The organism is Pleurocapsa sp. PCC 7327 (assembly GCF_000317025.1).
GTDB lineage: Bacteria > Cyanobacteriota > Cyanobacteriia > Cyanobacteriales > Microcystaceae > Hydrococcus.
On record NC_019689.1, the window covers coordinates 4,195,194 to 4,210,421 of the forward strand.

8 protein-coding genes and 1 pseudogene are annotated in these 15,228 nt (G+C 45.5%); 3 read left to right on the forward strand and 6 right to left on the reverse strand.

The annotated features are described in order from the left end of the window. Nucleotides 1–38 precede the first annotated feature (38 nt). Nucleotides 39–2,201 (forward strand): iron uptake porin, encoded by a 2,163-nt coding sequence (locus PLE7327_RS18960; RefSeq protein WP_015145389.1) that lies wholly within the window; start codon nucleotides 39–41, stop codon nucleotides 2,199–2,201. Nucleotides 2,202–2,849: 648 nt separating this feature from the next. On the opposite strand, the gene PLE7327_RS18965 is transcribed toward PLE7327_RS18960, so the two are convergent. Continuing rightward, on the reverse strand, nucleotides 2,850–6,017 hold the full coding sequence (locus tag PLE7327_RS18965; protein ID WP_015145390.1) for a serine/threonine-protein kinase: 3,168 nt from the start codon (nucleotides 6,015–6,017) through the stop codon (nucleotides 2,850–2,852). A 222-nt stretch (nucleotides 6,018–6,239) separates the two neighbouring features. On the opposite strand from PLE7327_RS18965, the gene PLE7327_RS18970 reads away from it, so the two are divergent. Continuing rightward, nucleotides 6,240–6,809: a fasciclin domain-containing protein gene (locus PLE7327_RS18970; RefSeq protein ID WP_015145391.1), complete on the forward strand. Its 570-nt coding sequence runs from the start codon at nucleotides 6,240–6,242 to the stop codon at nucleotides 6,807–6,809. A gap of 45 nt (nucleotides 6,810–6,854) precedes the next feature. On the opposite strand, the gene PLE7327_RS18975 is transcribed toward PLE7327_RS18970, so the two are convergent. The 5 genes and pseudogenes from PLE7327_RS18975 to PLE7327_RS26755 all read right to left on the reverse strand — a co-directional run. Continuing rightward, on the reverse strand, nucleotides 6,855–7,598 hold the full coding sequence (locus PLE7327_RS18975) for a circadian clock KaiB family protein (RefSeq protein WP_015145392.1): 744 nt from the start codon (nucleotides 7,596–7,598) through the stop codon (nucleotides 6,855–6,857). Between the two features lie 117 nt (nucleotides 7,599–7,715). After that, nucleotides 7,716–8,873 (reverse strand): type IV pilus twitching motility protein PilT, encoded by a 1,158-nt coding sequence (locus PLE7327_RS18980; protein ID WP_015145393.1) that lies wholly within the window; start codon nucleotides 8,871–8,873, stop codon nucleotides 7,716–7,718. Between the two features lie 156 nt (nucleotides 8,874–9,029). Beyond that, nucleotides 9,030–10,370, reverse strand: coding sequence for a hemolysin family protein (locus PLE7327_RS18985; RefSeq protein ID WP_015145394.1), 1,341 nt, complete (start codon nucleotides 10,368–10,370; stop codon nucleotides 9,030–9,032). A 249-nt stretch (nucleotides 10,371–10,619) separates the two neighbouring features. Then, a protein-coding gene (locus PLE7327_RS18990; protein WP_371265047.1) for an IS1 family transposase occupies nucleotides 10,620–11,307 on the reverse strand; the annotation gives its coding sequence in 2 pieces (ribosomal slippage) (nucleotides 10,620–10,985 and nucleotides 10,987–11,307; 687 coding nt in all). Between the two features lie 97 nt (nucleotides 11,308–11,404). Next, nucleotides 11,405–11,554, reverse strand: a pseudogene (locus PLE7327_RS26755) (TetR/AcrR family transcriptional regulator); the annotation flags it as partial. Between the two features lie 140 nt (nucleotides 11,555–11,694). Between PLE7327_RS26755 and mfd the strand changes: the two are divergent. Further along, nucleotides 11,695–15,228: a transcription-repair coupling factor gene (mfd, locus tag PLE7327_RS18995; RefSeq protein WP_015145395.1), complete on the forward strand. Its 3,534-nt coding sequence runs from the start codon at nucleotides 11,695–11,697 to the stop codon at nucleotides 15,226–15,228.

Consider the following 15,228-nt stretch of genomic DNA (forward strand, 5'->3'; position numbering starts at 1 on the left):
GAATACCTCCAATTTAAAATTAAGTGTGAGGGGGAACGATGAGGGGAAAGCTTTTCTTGCTCGGTAGTTTACTATGGCTTTTACTTCCATCTGTCGTTCGGGCAGAGCCTTTTCAAGAAATAAATTTAGAGGCGATCGCATCCAATTTTGAGAAAAATAAGTTATCAGCTCCTCGACTGCGATCGACTAATTGGAGCCAATTTTCTGACATAAATCTTAACAGTTTTGATGCTCAACTGTCAGCTGAGAATTTAGAAAATCGTGCCCTCCCTCGCGTCGCTCAGCTCAAAACAGACAACCCAATCGTTCCGGCAACGACAGAAATAGAAGCAGAATCTCTCGCTCAGTTCAATGATGAGTCATTAGCGATCGACATTTTCTCTGACGATATCGTAGAACAGGTGACCAATGTCTCTCAGTTGCGAGACGTGCAGCCAACTGAATGGGCGTATGAAGCGCTGCGATCGCTTGTAGAACGATATGGCTGTATTGCTGGCTATCCTGACGGGACTTTTCGGGGCAACCGGGCAATGAGTCGCTATGAATTTGCTGCCGGATTAAACGCTTGTATTAATACAATGGAGCGTCTGATCCAAGAAAATGTCTCCATCCTGCGCGAAGACCTTGAGGTACTGAAGCGGTTGGGCAAGGAATTTGAAACCGAACTGGCTGCCTTGGGAGGTCGAATGGACAACCTGGAAGGTCGCGTTGCTTTCTTAGAAGACCATCAATTCTCGACGACGGTCACGATGAATGGAGAGGTAATTTTTGGACTCGCAACCGTCTTTGGGGGCGATCCGCCAGGAGGATGTTTAGTCTTGCCAGACGATACTGGATTTTTTTTCGGGGCAGTCGATGCAACAGGAGATGTCAATACTAATGATGAAGTTGACTGTACAGATCGGAACGAGCCAGACAGAAATACAGTCCTGGCTTATCTAGCACGTATAGGATTGCAGGCTTCATTTACGGGTAAAGACCGCCTTCGCATGTTTTTAACAACTGGCAATTTTGATGACGGCGGTTTTACCCAACCTGAATCGCTGAATACCTACATGGCTCGCTTAGGCTATCAAGCAGGTTTGAACAACAATGTATTCTTGGACATACTGGAGTATCGATTTCCCATTTTTGACGATCGGGTCGTTATCTCCGCCATTCCCTATGGTTTTAACTTAAGCAGCGTTCTCAGTGCTAACTCTCCCTACTTTGATATCGGACGAGGTGCCATTTCTCGTTTCGGACAACTCAATCCTATTTTGAGAATCGGCGGACCTATGGAAACCGGGGTTGGGATAGATTGGTTGATTGCCGAACCGGTGCGTCTGCAAGTCGCCTATGGGAGTAGAAATAGCAGCGATCCGGAGGGAGGCTTTGTCGGAGCAGACCATAGCGCCCTCGGCGTGCAAGTATTGGTGCAACCATTTGAGACAGTTGCTGCTGGAATTACTTACGTAAACGCCTACTCTGGTGATGGAACCTTGGGAACATTTACTGGAAGCGTTAATGCAGAAACGGGTGGATTATGGGCTGGTTCATCTATTCCTGATAGTATCTTAGGAAACCCCAATAATCCTCAAGTTGGCGCAGAATCAGGCTTTGGGGCTTGCTGTGGAAATTTTATCGGAGATTTTCCCGCCCAAATTAATGCTGTTGGCGGCAGCTTGCAATGGCGAATAACAGAGAATCTGATCTTTGGGGCTTGGGGAGGGTACATTTTTACTAATTTCTTAAAGTCACTTCCTAACGATCCCGTGCTTGGGGATTCTGCTGGGCAGAAGCCTTTTGCGAACGCTGCTACCTTTGCGGTTTCTTTGGGACTTTCCGATCCGTTTGGTCGAGAGGGAGATTTACTTAGCTTTATTTTTGGTATGCCCCCCAAATTAGTTGATGCGGGACCTGAGACGCAGGGTACGCCCGTACCCTTTTTTGAACAGGTCGTTAGAGATGAAGATCCAACCACAGTAACCGATAATAACCCCAACTTAAATACGGTTGGCGAAAGAAATTTGAATGCATTGCCAAAAAAAGTTGGACAGGAAGATGAAGCGACTTCGCTTCACTTTGAGGTTTTCTATCGCTTTAAAATCAATGACAATATCTGGATTACACCAGGCGTTTTTATGGTCACTAATCCAGGACACATTGACAGCAACGATACCATTTTTGTTGGAACTATCCGCACGACTTTTCGTTTCTGAGCAGTTCAGTTCTCATACCAAGTTCCACTCAAAGATATTATATTAAATCCGGTTGAACGATCGTAATACCCAGTAGTGCGACCATCTTGGTCGCGAGCAGGAATGATTGGCGAGCGGGAATGATTGGCGAGCGGGAATGATTGGCGAGCGGGAATGATTGGCGAGCGGGAATGATTGGCGAGCAGGAATGATTGGCGAGCGGGAATGATTGGCGAGCGGGAATGATTGGCGAGCGGGAATGATTGGCGAGCGGGACGCTCGCACTACATACTAATTAAACGGATTTGATATTACCTGTTATTCTGAGCGATCGCGAAGCATCTCCGAGATCGTTAGCTATCGCGAACGATGACATTTTCAAACGCAACTTAGTACGGAACTTTCAGCATACAAATGTATTAAAACAGGACTTAAAGCCTTGCTTCGCAGGACTTTAAACCTATGTACTGATTAACTCCTGTGTCCATGTAAACTCTTGTTTAATTTTAGCGATCGCGGTATAGTCAAAGAATAGGTGCGATTGCCTTAAAACACGCTTTAGATACGCCTAACTAGAGATTGTACCCAGTAACAGGGTCTTTCAAAATTGATGGAAGCTTCTCTGAATAGGGCTTTCGTTGATTTTTCAATCTGAAAGTTCCGTTAGTATCACAAGCCATCGGTGGCAGGAAGCGAGCGATTATCGTTTCCCTGTATTTGCTGTAACCGTTCTAAGGCGTTAATAGCGGGTTGAAATCGCGGATCGAGATCGCGGGCTTTCATATAAGAATCTCGCGCCTCTTGAAAGCGACCCCATCGTTCCAAAGCCAATCCTCGGTTCATCCAGACAAAGGGATCTGACGGTTGCAGCCCTACGGCTTTGTTAAAGGAAGCTAGAGCTTCAGCGCGTCGGTTGAGCGAGGAGAGAGCAATTCCTCGACCGCTCCAAGATTGGTGGTCGCTCGGCTCGATTTGTAAAGCGCGATCGAAAGACGCGATCGCATCTTTGTGACGATTGGCTTGAGAGAGGGCTAAGCCGCGATCGCGCCAAGCATGATAAAAATTGGGACTGATGGCGATCGCCCTGTCATAGGATTCGATCGCTCCAGCAAAGTCTTTTTTGCCATCGCGCAACAAGGAACCGCGATTGTGCCAAGTCAGATAAGATTCCGGTCTGATTTCAAGAGCTTTGTCAAAGGCTGTCAAGACTTCATCGTAGCGTCCCAAAGGAAAGAGAGCATTGCCTTTACTCAACCAAGCGAGATAGGAGTCCGGTTTGATTTTCAATGCTTTTTCATAGGAGGCGAGGGCATCTTCGGGACGCTGCAATTTAATTAACACGTTGCCGCGATCGACCCAAACCGTTACATTATTAGGTTTACGTTCTAGGTCTTTGTCGTAAGCAGCTAGCGCTTCTTGATAAACATCCAGCGCCTCTTTACGGCGACCTAAGTACTGTAGGGCTAAGGCTTTATTTTGCCAAAATTTAGGATCGAGCGGTTTAATTTCCTGCGCCTTATTCAAGACACCCAAAGCTTCTTCGTATCTGCGCAAGCCAATGAGAGCAATCCCTTTATCGCTGAGAGCTTCAGCGTAATTCGGTCTAATTCTGAGTGCTTCTTCCTGAACTGCTAACGCTTCTTGAGGACGCTCCAGTTTATACAAAGCTCTGCCTTTTCGATTTAAAGCTTCGGGATCGCGAGGCTTGAGACTCAGCGATTTATTATAGGCAGACAAAGCAGCCTCGTAACGTTCCAATCGATAGAGGACATCTCCTCGACCTTTCCAAGCACGAGCATCGCGAGGCTGTAATTCAATCGCTTTATCGTAGGCAGCCAGCGCCTCTTGATAGCGCTCTAGGGCAAACAAAGCTTCTCCTCGACCTTGCCAACCTTGTAAATTGTTGGGGCTGATGTCTAAAACTTGCTGAAAGATAGGGAGCGCCGCTTCGGGTTTTTCCTGCTGCATCAAACGATCGCCTTGATGCGCTATCAGCATCGGTCGCACAGTCGGACGAATAGTCTCTATGACTCCCAGAAGAAAACCTATCCCTGCCACAATTACCAAAAGATACCAAGGAGTTAAAAAGCGTCGCCTGCCGCGAGCGAACCTATCTGCTAAATCGGCGGCAGTTTCTCGTCTCGCTCTCGATGTAGAGGTTGGCGAAGATATGCGTTCGGACGTGGTAAGGAACCTGCTGGATTCCCCCAGCGCATTCAACACTTTGTTAGCAGAGGAGTAGCGCTTATTGACATCCAACTTCACCATCTTGTCTATGATTTTTGCTAGCTTCTGGCTTATCTGTACGTTTTCGTGCCAGATCGCCTCGCCCGTTTTTGGATCGGTCTGAAGTTGCTCTGGAGATGTTCCGGTAAGCGCTTGGATAGCAGTCATTCCTAAAGCATAGATATCGCTGCTATAGGTTGGTCTACCCGCCATTTGCTCTGGAGGCATATAGCCCTTCGTTCCTACTATCCGATCCGAACTGTCTGAGTCACTTCGAGCGGATAGCCGTTTCGCGATCTCTTTAATTAAACCAAAGTCAGTCAGGACAATTTTATTATCTTGTCGTCGTCGGACGAGATTGGATGGCTTGATATTGCGGTGGATGACTCCCTGCTGGTGAACGAACGCTAAAACTTCTAAGACATCGTGAAGAACGGCTATAACCGTTTCTTCGCTCAAGTGCTGGTTTCTTTGAATCTCTTGAGAGAGAGCCTCGCCATCAATAAATTCTCGAACGATGTAACAGTCTTGCCCTTCCTCGAAGCAATCCCAAAGGTGGGAAATTTGAGGATGATTGCCCAAATCCTCTAAAACGGCTAAATCGTCTGCAAAGAGACGTTCTACATCTTCTAAGATGGAGGGGTCACTCGTTTGAGACTGGAGTTGTTTGAGGATACAAGGCGATTGGTAATGTCGCACCAAATTTTCTGCTAGATACGTATGACTCCCAATCTCTCCTCCTAAGTAGCGGCTAATTTTGTAGCGTCCACCTACTGTTTGTCCGATCTTGAGCAGAGGCTGTAAATCCTGAAGAACTTCAGCAACGGAGTGATAGCGCTCTTTCAAGTTTGGGCGTATCATCTTGTTTAAAATTGCGGCTAACTGCGGACTCACCCGCGTCAACCGCTCCCAGTCCTTTAGTGCGCCCGATTGCATATCTTCTAATTCTAGTGGCGATCGCGCCGTCAAGGCATAGATGGCTGTTTTGCCCAACGCATAGATATCGCTACTATAAACTGGTTTGCCGTTCTGTTGTTCTGGTGACATATAACCAGGCGTTCCAATCGCCTTGGTCATCATTGCCTGCGTCTGAGCATCAAATGACAGGGTGCCAATTTCTTTGACTGCACCGAAGTCAATCAGCACAATTTTGTTATCCCTTCGTCGTCGGATGAGATTGGATGGCTTAATATCGCGGTGGATGACTCCCTGCTGATGAACGAATGCTAAGATTTCTAAGACTTCCTTAAGGAAGTAGGTGACTTGAACTTCTTCTAGAGTCTGACGACCGACTTCAATTCTAAATTCTTCCCCATCAATAAATTCCTGGATCAGATAGAATTCTCCATCTTCTTCCAGATATGCTAAGACTTGGGGAATGCGATCGTGATTGCCTAGGCGCTGCAATACTTGCGCTTCGATCGAAAAACGTTCTTTGGCATTTTGCCATAGCGACGCACTATTAAATCTGAGTTGGAGTTGTTTGACAACGCACAAAGGTTGGTTAGGAAGTTCGGTATCTTTGGCTAGATAGGTCTTGCTAAACCCTCCACTTCCCAACTCTTGTAAAATTTGGTATCGACCACCTATGATTTCTCCTAACTCAGGCATGGTATTTGCTAAATTAATTCATAAATAACCTTAAGAACAGCCTATAACCCTAATAAAATTCATTATCGTTATAAAAAAATTCCTCCTTAAATACTAACCTATGAATAAGCCTTCAGATGAATAAGCTTTTCGAGAATCTGGAATGATAGGAGTAGTGTTTGTAGACCCATTTAGATCTAGGGTTATTTATCAGTCTTTTACAAAAAGTAAAGAGGAATGGATATGAAAAAGATGTCCGAGAAAAGCTGGCTTAAAAAATTATCTGGTTTTACAGGAGTTGCAGGGGTCAGCACCCTACTGAGCTTTCCCGTTTTGGCTCAATACTATTATCCCCCATCTAGTTTTTTTCAGCCTACTGCAAACTATTACGAAAGCGAGCAGGAGCCGATTGTTGATATCCTACTCAAATCTGGCGAATTTAAAACTTTTAATGCTTACTTAAAAGAAACAGGGATTGTTGAAACTTTAAAAGGAGAAAAGATGTTAACCATTTTTGCTCCAACGAACGAAGCGTTTGAGGCGTTACCTGAAAATGTTCGCGAAAAATTATCGCAACCTGAGAATTTGGAGAAAGTGCTGAAATATCACTTAGTTGCTGGTCTTATTGCTGAAGAAGATATAAAACGCGGAGAAATCGCAACTATTGAGGGACATTCGGTGAAAATTACGGGAGTTCCTATAGGCGATCGCGTTGGGGTTAAGCTCAACGAGGCGATGGCTAGCGATCCTCTTAAAGCTAACGATGGCACGATCGTTCCGATCGATGAGGTACTTTTACCCCCCAATTTTTAGAGTTTCGATAGTGAAGGGGAAATTTTTTAGATGACTCTAATCTAATCAAGAAAGAACGATTTGGATCGCTCGTTGCAAGTCTTCTAGCTCCCCGACAATGCGTCTTACAGGTCGGGGCCAAACTCGCACTAAAGTAGGCGTGGCAGAGACTTGGTTAGTTTCGGCTAGTTCTGGATGCTTAAGGATGTCTATCACTTTGAGCGTATAAGGATGTTGAAGCTGCTGCTCCAGGACTTGATGGAGCGTCTCCAGAGTTCGTTTGGTAGTCAGATCGTTACCAGCTACAAATAAGCGCAAGACGTAACTGCGGATTTGTTCCTCAGAAGGCAAGCTTTCTGAGGTTTCACTAAGAACTCGTCCGACTTTTGGGCGAGTAAGTTGCTGTTGGTTGTCCAAACACGCGACGAGATCGTGGTTTTCCCAAAGTGGAGCAAACGAAGGACGATAAGTTTCTAAAACGATAGGGTTGCACGTCTCCTCTTGCCAAGGTGCAAGCTGCCAAACTAACCCCTCCGTTCCAAAGATGGTATTGAGCAGGGGTTGATAGCGTCGTACTGCCGGATATACCTCAGCAAAGGTTTGTAGTTGCTGAGTCTGGGGATCGAACCAACGATCGACAGTCGCGGTGTATCCCGGAACTAGAAAATGAGGAGGTTCTGACAATCCTAGTAATTCTTGCAAGGCAACGCATAAATGTAAATGCCAGCGATCGCGTTTACTAGGATCGACACAGTAGACTAAATCTCCTCCAGGGGTAAACAACGCAATGCCTTTAAATATTTCAGGCACGATAGCAAAAAGAATAAAGTGCGCAATGAACTCGCCGAACCCTGCTAGACGCAAGTTCTAGCCCAACGGCAAGGAAAAAGGATGAAGGATAGAACACTTCATCTTTCATCCTTCTTTCTAGATTTTACCGCGCAGCATCATCGCCATTTCATTCGGCGTAGGTGATAATGCTAAGGCAGTCTCCTCGGTAATGCGTCCTTCTTGGTAGAGATTGAAGAGGGATTGGTTAGTAGTAATCATGCCATCGTACTCGCCTTCCTTCATCAGTTCTAGAATTTCGTCATTCTTGCCTTGGCGAATGTAATCTTTAATCGTTTCTGTATTAATCAGGATGTCGTGGTAAGCAGCCCGCTTTCCATCTGTAGTACGGCACAAGCCTTGGGCAATGATAGCAACTAGCGATTCTGCGATCGCGACTCGCATGGCATCCTGTTCCTCGGCGCTATAGAGGCTGAGAATACGCTCCAGGGTCTTGACAGCGCTGTTGGTGTGTAGGGTTCCCATAACCAAGTGACCCGTTTGCGCTGCTTTGAGAGCCGTGTTCACGGTTTCTTTATCCCGCATTTCCCCTACCAGAATGATATCGGGGTCTTCTCGCAAGGCAGCTTTGAGGGCATTGTCGAACTTGTGAGTGTGAATACCGACTTCGCGCTGTTTGATCAGAGAACGACGGCTTTGATGGACGAATTCGATCGGATCTTCGATGGTGATGATGTGCTTGGCGTGTTCTTTATTGATGTAATCTACCATCGCAGCCATGGTAGTAGATTTACCCGAACCCGTAGGACCCGTCACCAAAATAAGTCCTTTGTGTGCGTTGGAGATATCCTTAAAAACAGGAGGCAATCGCAACTGTTCCAAAGTTAAGATTTTCAAGGGAATCAAGCGCAACACCATTCCTGGACCTCTGAGACTGTCAAAAATGTTAATCCGAACGCGGGCGAAGTCGTATTGGGTTGCGCCGTCAAATTCTAGTTCTTTTTTGAAGCGCTGAATTTCTTCCTCGCTGAGAATCTCCCGCAGCCAACTCATGAAAGTGTTAATGTCCGTCTCTGGATATTCTAAGATAATCATTTCACCGCGATCGCGCATGCGCGGCAGTTCTCCAACTCCCAAGTGAACGTCAGAATAACCTTCATCATAGGCACGACGAATCAGTTGTGCCAGCGACGGCTGATTGGGGGCGCGTCCCGCTGCTCTAGGAGGCGGAGTAACAGCGGTTCTGGGCGGCGGTGGCGGAGGGACTGGCGGAACCGAACGCGGTGCTTGGGTCATAGGAATCTCCAGAATCTAAAAACCTAATTTCTCTATCCGTTATCGCTAGTATTCCCAAACCCCAATCATTGATAACATCGATCGCCATCAGCGATTAGATAGTAGAGTTGTCGATGGTTGCTTGTCCGACTTCCGACCTTCGTCCTTAGAAAGTTCTTAGTCGCCTTGAATATAGCTTTCGGCTTCGTTCCCTTCTTTTGCTATCGGCGTTACCAAGACTTTATCAACTCGATTCCCATCCATATCGACAACTTCAAATCGTAAATTCCCCCATTCAAAACTATCAGCTGCCATGGGAATTTTGCCGAGAAGGGTAATCACAAATCCGCCGACAGTATGATAATTTCCCTCTTTTTCTCCCGGTAATTCTTCGATGTGAAAAACTTCTTTAAAATCTTCAATCAATAAAATCCCATCGACTAACCAGCTACCATCCTCGCGTTGGACGATTTGCGGCGCTTCTGGCTGACCTGTTGTCGGAAGGTCTCCGATAATGGCTTCTAAAATGTCGGTGATAGTAACTAAACCTTGAATCACGCCATATTCGTCTACTACCAGTGCAAGATGATTGCCGCTTTGTTGAAATAATTCGAGAACTTTTAATCCCCTGGTACTTTCGGGGACAAATAACGGCTGTCGTAAAGATGAGGTAAGATCGAAAGGTTGATTGGCAAAACAAGAGGCAAGTAAATTATTGACCTGCACGATCCCTAAAACCTCGTCTAAACTGCCTTGGCAGACGGGGAAACGAGTATAGTTGCTGGTAATAATTTTTTGGCGATTGACTTCGGAAGAATCTTCGAGATCGAGCCAGACAATTTCCGGTCGCGTTGTCATGAGGGTGCTGACTCGGCGATCGCCCAAGCGCAAAACTTGCTCTAGCATATCCTGTTCGGCTTCCTCAAAGGTGCCCGCCTCGGTTCCCTGTTGGATCAAAATTTTGATTTCTTCTTCAGTAATGAGGGGTTCGTTAGAAACCGTTCCCGCACCCAAAAGGCGCAGCACCAAATCGGTGGAAAAACTCAACAAGCGAACGATTGGAGAAACCCCGCCAGATAGCCAGCGTAAGGGCATGGCGACGAGTCTGGCAATTTTTTCGGGATTATTTAAACCGAAACGCTTGGGGACTAATTCGCCAATCACTAGCGATAGATAGGTGATGATCAAAACCACGATCGCAAATGCGATCGCTTGGCTTTGAGCGGCTAGAATGGGAACTTGTTCTAATAATGCTGCCAGACGTTGTGTGATGTTTGCGCCTCCATAGGCACCAGCAACAATCCCGATCAGGGTAATGCCAATCTGAACTGTGGAGAGAATTTGGTTGGGATTGTTGGCGAGTTCTAACGCTACCCTAGCCTGTTTGTCCCCTTGAGCGCTAAGCTGTTCTAGGCGGATTTTGCGGGCTGAGACAATCGCTATTTCAGATAGAGCAAAGACACCGTTGAGGACGATTAACAGAAGAATGACTAAAATTTCGCTAGCAACAGAGAACATAGATTAAATAACTTGAGCTGCCTTGCCTCGTTGGCAGGATAGGCGAATGCCGATCGGGTCTAGTATTAGTCAAACATCATCATAGCTTGTATCTCTCGTACAATCTGTTAAAGAACAACAGGCGCTATCTACTTAGGAGATACTTTGCGAGGCGTTGCATCATTGCGAGATGATTTGTCACTTTTTCTTAACTTGAAAAGTTGGTTATTTTTTCGCGATCGCCAACCTAATAAAACCCCCATATTGAGCTTATATGACTCCATAAATATTTTTCTCTCTTAGATCATAAATCAGGAGTTTGATTGATAAAAATAACATCTCCTTCGACTTGGAGTAACAAAAAGTTTTCCGGTGTAGTCTGGCTAAATCATGTCGTAACCTACTAGTTTCTCCTTCGACTCTCGTCATCGATATTTTACTAATAATTTGGTCTCCATCTGGAAGAAACTTTGGGTAAACTTTATAGCCATCAGTTATCCCAAAATAACAATTCCCATGCTTAACCTTTTTCCATAATAGTTCAAAAGTTTTTGCCCTTCTATCGCTGATTACATCCTCTAATATCTCACAATAGTCTTTGTCTAAAGCTGTCCAAACCCAGATTTTATTTTTTTTTACCAATAAATGTTTGTAATTCATCTAGTTGTCCCACTTGTGGAATTCGGCTCTCATGATTCCTATCTGGTAACTGATTGGCTACCGGTTTAACCCAACGAATCACTGTGTTATGATTAACTTTAGTTATTCTTTCAATCGCTCTAAATCCATTGCCATTTAAGTACAGCATCAAACAGTCTTCTTGAACTTTTTTAGAATAACCTACTTCCGAATAGGACTCAATAAATTGACGACCGCAATCGGTGCATTGGTAATTTTGTTTTCCTCTTCTAGGACCATTTTTTCTAATTTTATTAGAATTCCATTTTGGACAGTTCATCTTGATTTTTTTGGGCTGGCGATCGCGCCGGTAAAATTTCCACCTTAATTCTAAATCATCCCGCAAATATGCAACGCCCTTTGCGATCGCGAATTCGCTACAGAAAATAACTTTGCAAATAGCTCAAGGTTAATTTTTTAGACTCTGCGACTAGACGTTGCCGAAAAGCATCTTCTTGACTCAGAGACAGCCACAGTAGAGTCCCGATCGCTTTCACCACTACAAAGGCGATCGCTTCATAATCGGCTTTCTTAACTCGCTACTCGCTCGTGACGACACGTATGTTTTATAGGAATCAAACTAGCTATCAAAAGCACTAAAGCTATACTGTTAGAGAGATAAGGGTCTTTCTTCCATTGAGATCGTTATTATCGACAAATAATTGAAATGACATTAGAGTCCGTCGTCCGTGCTTTAGCGCGATCGCCCCTCACTCAAGAATTGCTCCAAAAGCTGAACCAGCAGCGATCGCTGCTGTTGTCTGGCATGCCTCGCTTACCGAAGGGATTAGTTGCTTCGAGTTTGGCGCAATCTCAAGACAAAAATCTATTAGTCGTCTGCGCCACGCTTGAAGAAGCAGGGCGCTGGGCGACACAATTAGAGGCGATGGGGTGGAAGACCGTACATTTCTATCCTACCTCGGAAGCATCGCCCTACGAGCCATTTAACCCCGAATCAGAGATGATTTGGGGACAGATGCAGGTGTTGTCCTCTGTCGTTATTAGTCATTTGTCATTGGTAGGAGAAAAAGAACAAAGGACAAAGGACGAAGGACAAAAAACTAATATTGCTATCGTTGCAACGGAGAGGGCGCTACAACCTCATTTACCATGGCCAGAGATTTTTCAATATTATTGTTTGGAGTTCGAGCTAGGAATGGCGCAGGAGGCAAAAACCCTAGACTCGCACTTGGCAAGATTGGGTTACGAACGAGTCCCTCTGGTAGAAACTGAGGGGCAATGGAGTCGCCGAGGGGATATCGTCGATATTTTCCCCGTTTCGGCAGAATTGCCCGTGCGCCTGGAATGGTTTGGCGACGAACTAGAACAAATTCGAGAGTTCGATCCGGCAACGCAGCGTTCCCTTGATAAAATCGATCGCTTGGTTCTCACCCCGACAAGTTTTGCACCGATTATTGCTGCTGCAATTAAAAATATAGAAGATTCGCTATCGATATATCTTTCTGCTCAAGAGAAAGAAGCTTTTAGTACGGGAAATTTACCGGAAGGAATGCAACGATTTTTGGGAATTGCCTTTGAAAAACCCGCTTCTTTATTAGAGTATTTACCCAAGAATACTCTATGCGTATTTGATGAAATCGAACAATGTCGCGCCCATAGCGATCGCTGGGTTGAGTATGTCGAAGATCGATGGTTAGAGTTAGACAAACCTTTACCAAAAATTCATCGTTCTTTTGAGGAATCTTTTCAATTAGCCGAACAATTTCCAATTGTTTATTTATCCGAACTTGCCGAAGAAATCTATCATCATTCAATTTATACAGTTAATCTTTCCAGCCGTCCCATTCCAACAACTCCCCATCAATATGCAAAACTAGCTGAAATTTTGCGAGGAAAGCGAGAAATTTATAGTGGCATTACCCTCAGTAAATATGCTAGCTGGATTATTTCCGCTCAACCTTCTCGGACGGTGTCGCTATTACAAGAACACGACTGTCCCGCACAATTTATCCCCAATCCACGCGACTATCCAGCCATAGAAAAACTCAACGCGCAAAATACAGCAGTTGCCTTAAAATATTCTGGCTTAGCAGAATTAGAAGGGTTTATTTTACCGACTTATCGTATCGTCGTCGTTACCGATAGAGAATTATTCGGACAACACGCATTAGTAAGCCTTGGCTACGTACGAAAACGTCGCCGTGCTGCCTCTAAACAAGTCGATCTCAATAAATTGCGTCCGGGAGATTACGTCGTTCATAAAAGTCATGGAATCGGGAAATTTGTCAAGCTAGAGACGTTATCCGATCGCGAATATTTAGCCATTCAATATGCCGATGGATTGTTGAGAGTTCCGGCAGATTCTTTTGATAGTTTATCTCGCTATCGCCAGGCGGGAAATCGTCCTCCCGAATTACATAAAATGTCGGGGAAAGCTTGGGAAGCGACCAAAAATAGAGTTCGTAAATCGGTCAGAAAATTAGCCGTCGATTTATTGAATTTATATGCCAAGCGATCGCAACTTTCCGGTCATGCTTATCCCGCCGATACGCCTTGGCAAGCAGAATTAGAAGATTCTTTTCCCTATCAACCCACGCCGGATCAACTCAAGGCAATTCAAGATGTCAAGATAGATTTAGAAAGCGATCGCCCGATGGATCGTCTCGTCTGTGGCGATGTCGGTTTTGGCAAAACCGAAGTGGCAATTCGCGCCATCTTTAAAGCCGTCACTAGCGCACACAAACAAGTCGCTTTTCTCGCGCCAACGACGATTCTAACTCAGCAACACTATCACACGCTAAAAGAACGATTTGCTCCCTATCCTATTAACGTTGGCTTGCTCAATCGCTTCCGAACTGCATCGGAGAAAAAAGAGATTTTACAGCGCCTCGCAACAGGAGAATTAGATATTGTCGTCGGCACGCATCAGCTATTAGGAAAAGAGGTTAAATTTAGAGATTTGGGAATGTTAGTCATCGACGAAGAACAGCGATTTGGAGTCAATCAAAAAGAAAAAATTAAAGCGATGAAAACGCAAGTCGATGTACTAACTTTGACAGCGACTCCGATTCCTCGAACCCTTTATATGTCTTTGTCGGGAATTCGGGAAATGAGTTTAATTACCACTCCCCCGCCTTCCCGTCGTCCCATCAAAACCCATTTATCGCCCTACAATTTAGAAGTCGTCAGAACAGCCATTCGCAACGAACTCGATCGCGGCGGACAAGTATTCTATGTCGTTCCCAGAGTCGAAGGCATTGAAGAAACTGCTGGACAATTGGGACAAACAATCCCCAGTGCGAGAATTGTCGTTGCCCACGGACAAATGGACAGCTCCGAACTCGAAGCAACCATGCTTGCCTTTAATAACGGAGAAGCCGACATTCTGGTGTGTACGACGATTATTGAATCGGGATTGGACATTCCCAGAGTCAACACCATTATCGTCGAAGATGCCCAGCTATTTGGATTATCCCAACTATATCAGTTACGCGGACGAGTCGGGCGATCGGGAGTGCAAGCACACGCTTGGTTATTATATCCCAGCAAAGGGACACTAACAGATACCGCACGCCAGCGCTTGCGTGCCTTGCAGGAATTTACCCAACTCGGTTCTGGCTATCAATTAGCTACCCGCGACATGGAAATTCGCGGCGTGGGCAATCTGCTAGGGGTAGAACAGTCAGGGCAAATGGAGGCGATTGGGTTTGAGTTATATATGGAGATGTTGCAGGAGGCGATCGAGGAGATTCAGGGACAAGAAATCCCGCAAGTGGACGATGCGCAAATCGATCTGAAGCTGACTGCTTTTATTCCGACCGATTATATTCCCGATCTCGAACAGAAAATGGATGCGTATCGGGCAGTTGCGCTGGCGAATTCCAAGCGAGAATTGCAACAAATCGCCGCAGATTGGAACGATCGCTATGGCAAGCTGCCTACACCCGTAGAACAGTTGTTGAAAGTGGTCGAACTCAAACAAATTGCCAAGTCGCTGGGCTTTTCTCGCGTCAAACCGGATGGCAGCCAGCACGTCATTTTAGAAACCCCCATGGAAGAACCTGCCTGGAAGTTATTGCAAGAAAAGCTTCCCGAACACTTGCGATCGCGTTTCGTTTACAGTCCGAAAAAGGTGACGGTGAGAGGATTGGGCGTATTGAACCCCCAGCAGCAGTTGGAGAATTTAATTGATTGGTTGGGTAAGATGCTCGATGCTTTACCTGAGGCTAAGGTTGTTTGA

Bases quoted from the DNA above. Each gene is read 5' to 3' on its own strand.
- mfd (WP_015145395.1), top strand. From the start codon at position 11,695: ATGACATTAGAGTCCGTCGTCCGTGCTTTAGCGCGATCGCCCCTCACT.
- PLE7327_RS18965 (WP_015145390.1), bottom strand. From the start codon at position 6,017: ATGCCTGAGTTAGGAGAAATCATAGGTGGTCGATACCAAATTTTACAA.
- PLE7327_RS18960 (WP_015145389.1), top strand. From the start codon at position 39: ATGAGGGGAAAGCTTTTCTTGCTCGGTAGTTTACTATGGCTTTTACTT.
- PLE7327_RS18980 (WP_015145393.1), bottom strand. From the start codon at position 8,873: ATGACCCAAGCACCGCGTTCGGTTCCGCCAGTCCCTCCGCCACCGCCG.
- PLE7327_RS18985 (WP_015145394.1), bottom strand. From the start codon at position 10,370: ATGTTCTCTGTTGCTAGCGAAATTTTAGTCATTCTTCTGTTAATCGTC.
- PLE7327_RS18970 (WP_015145391.1), top strand. From the start codon at position 6,240: ATGAAAAAGATGTCCGAGAAAAGCTGGCTTAAAAAATTATCTGGTTTT.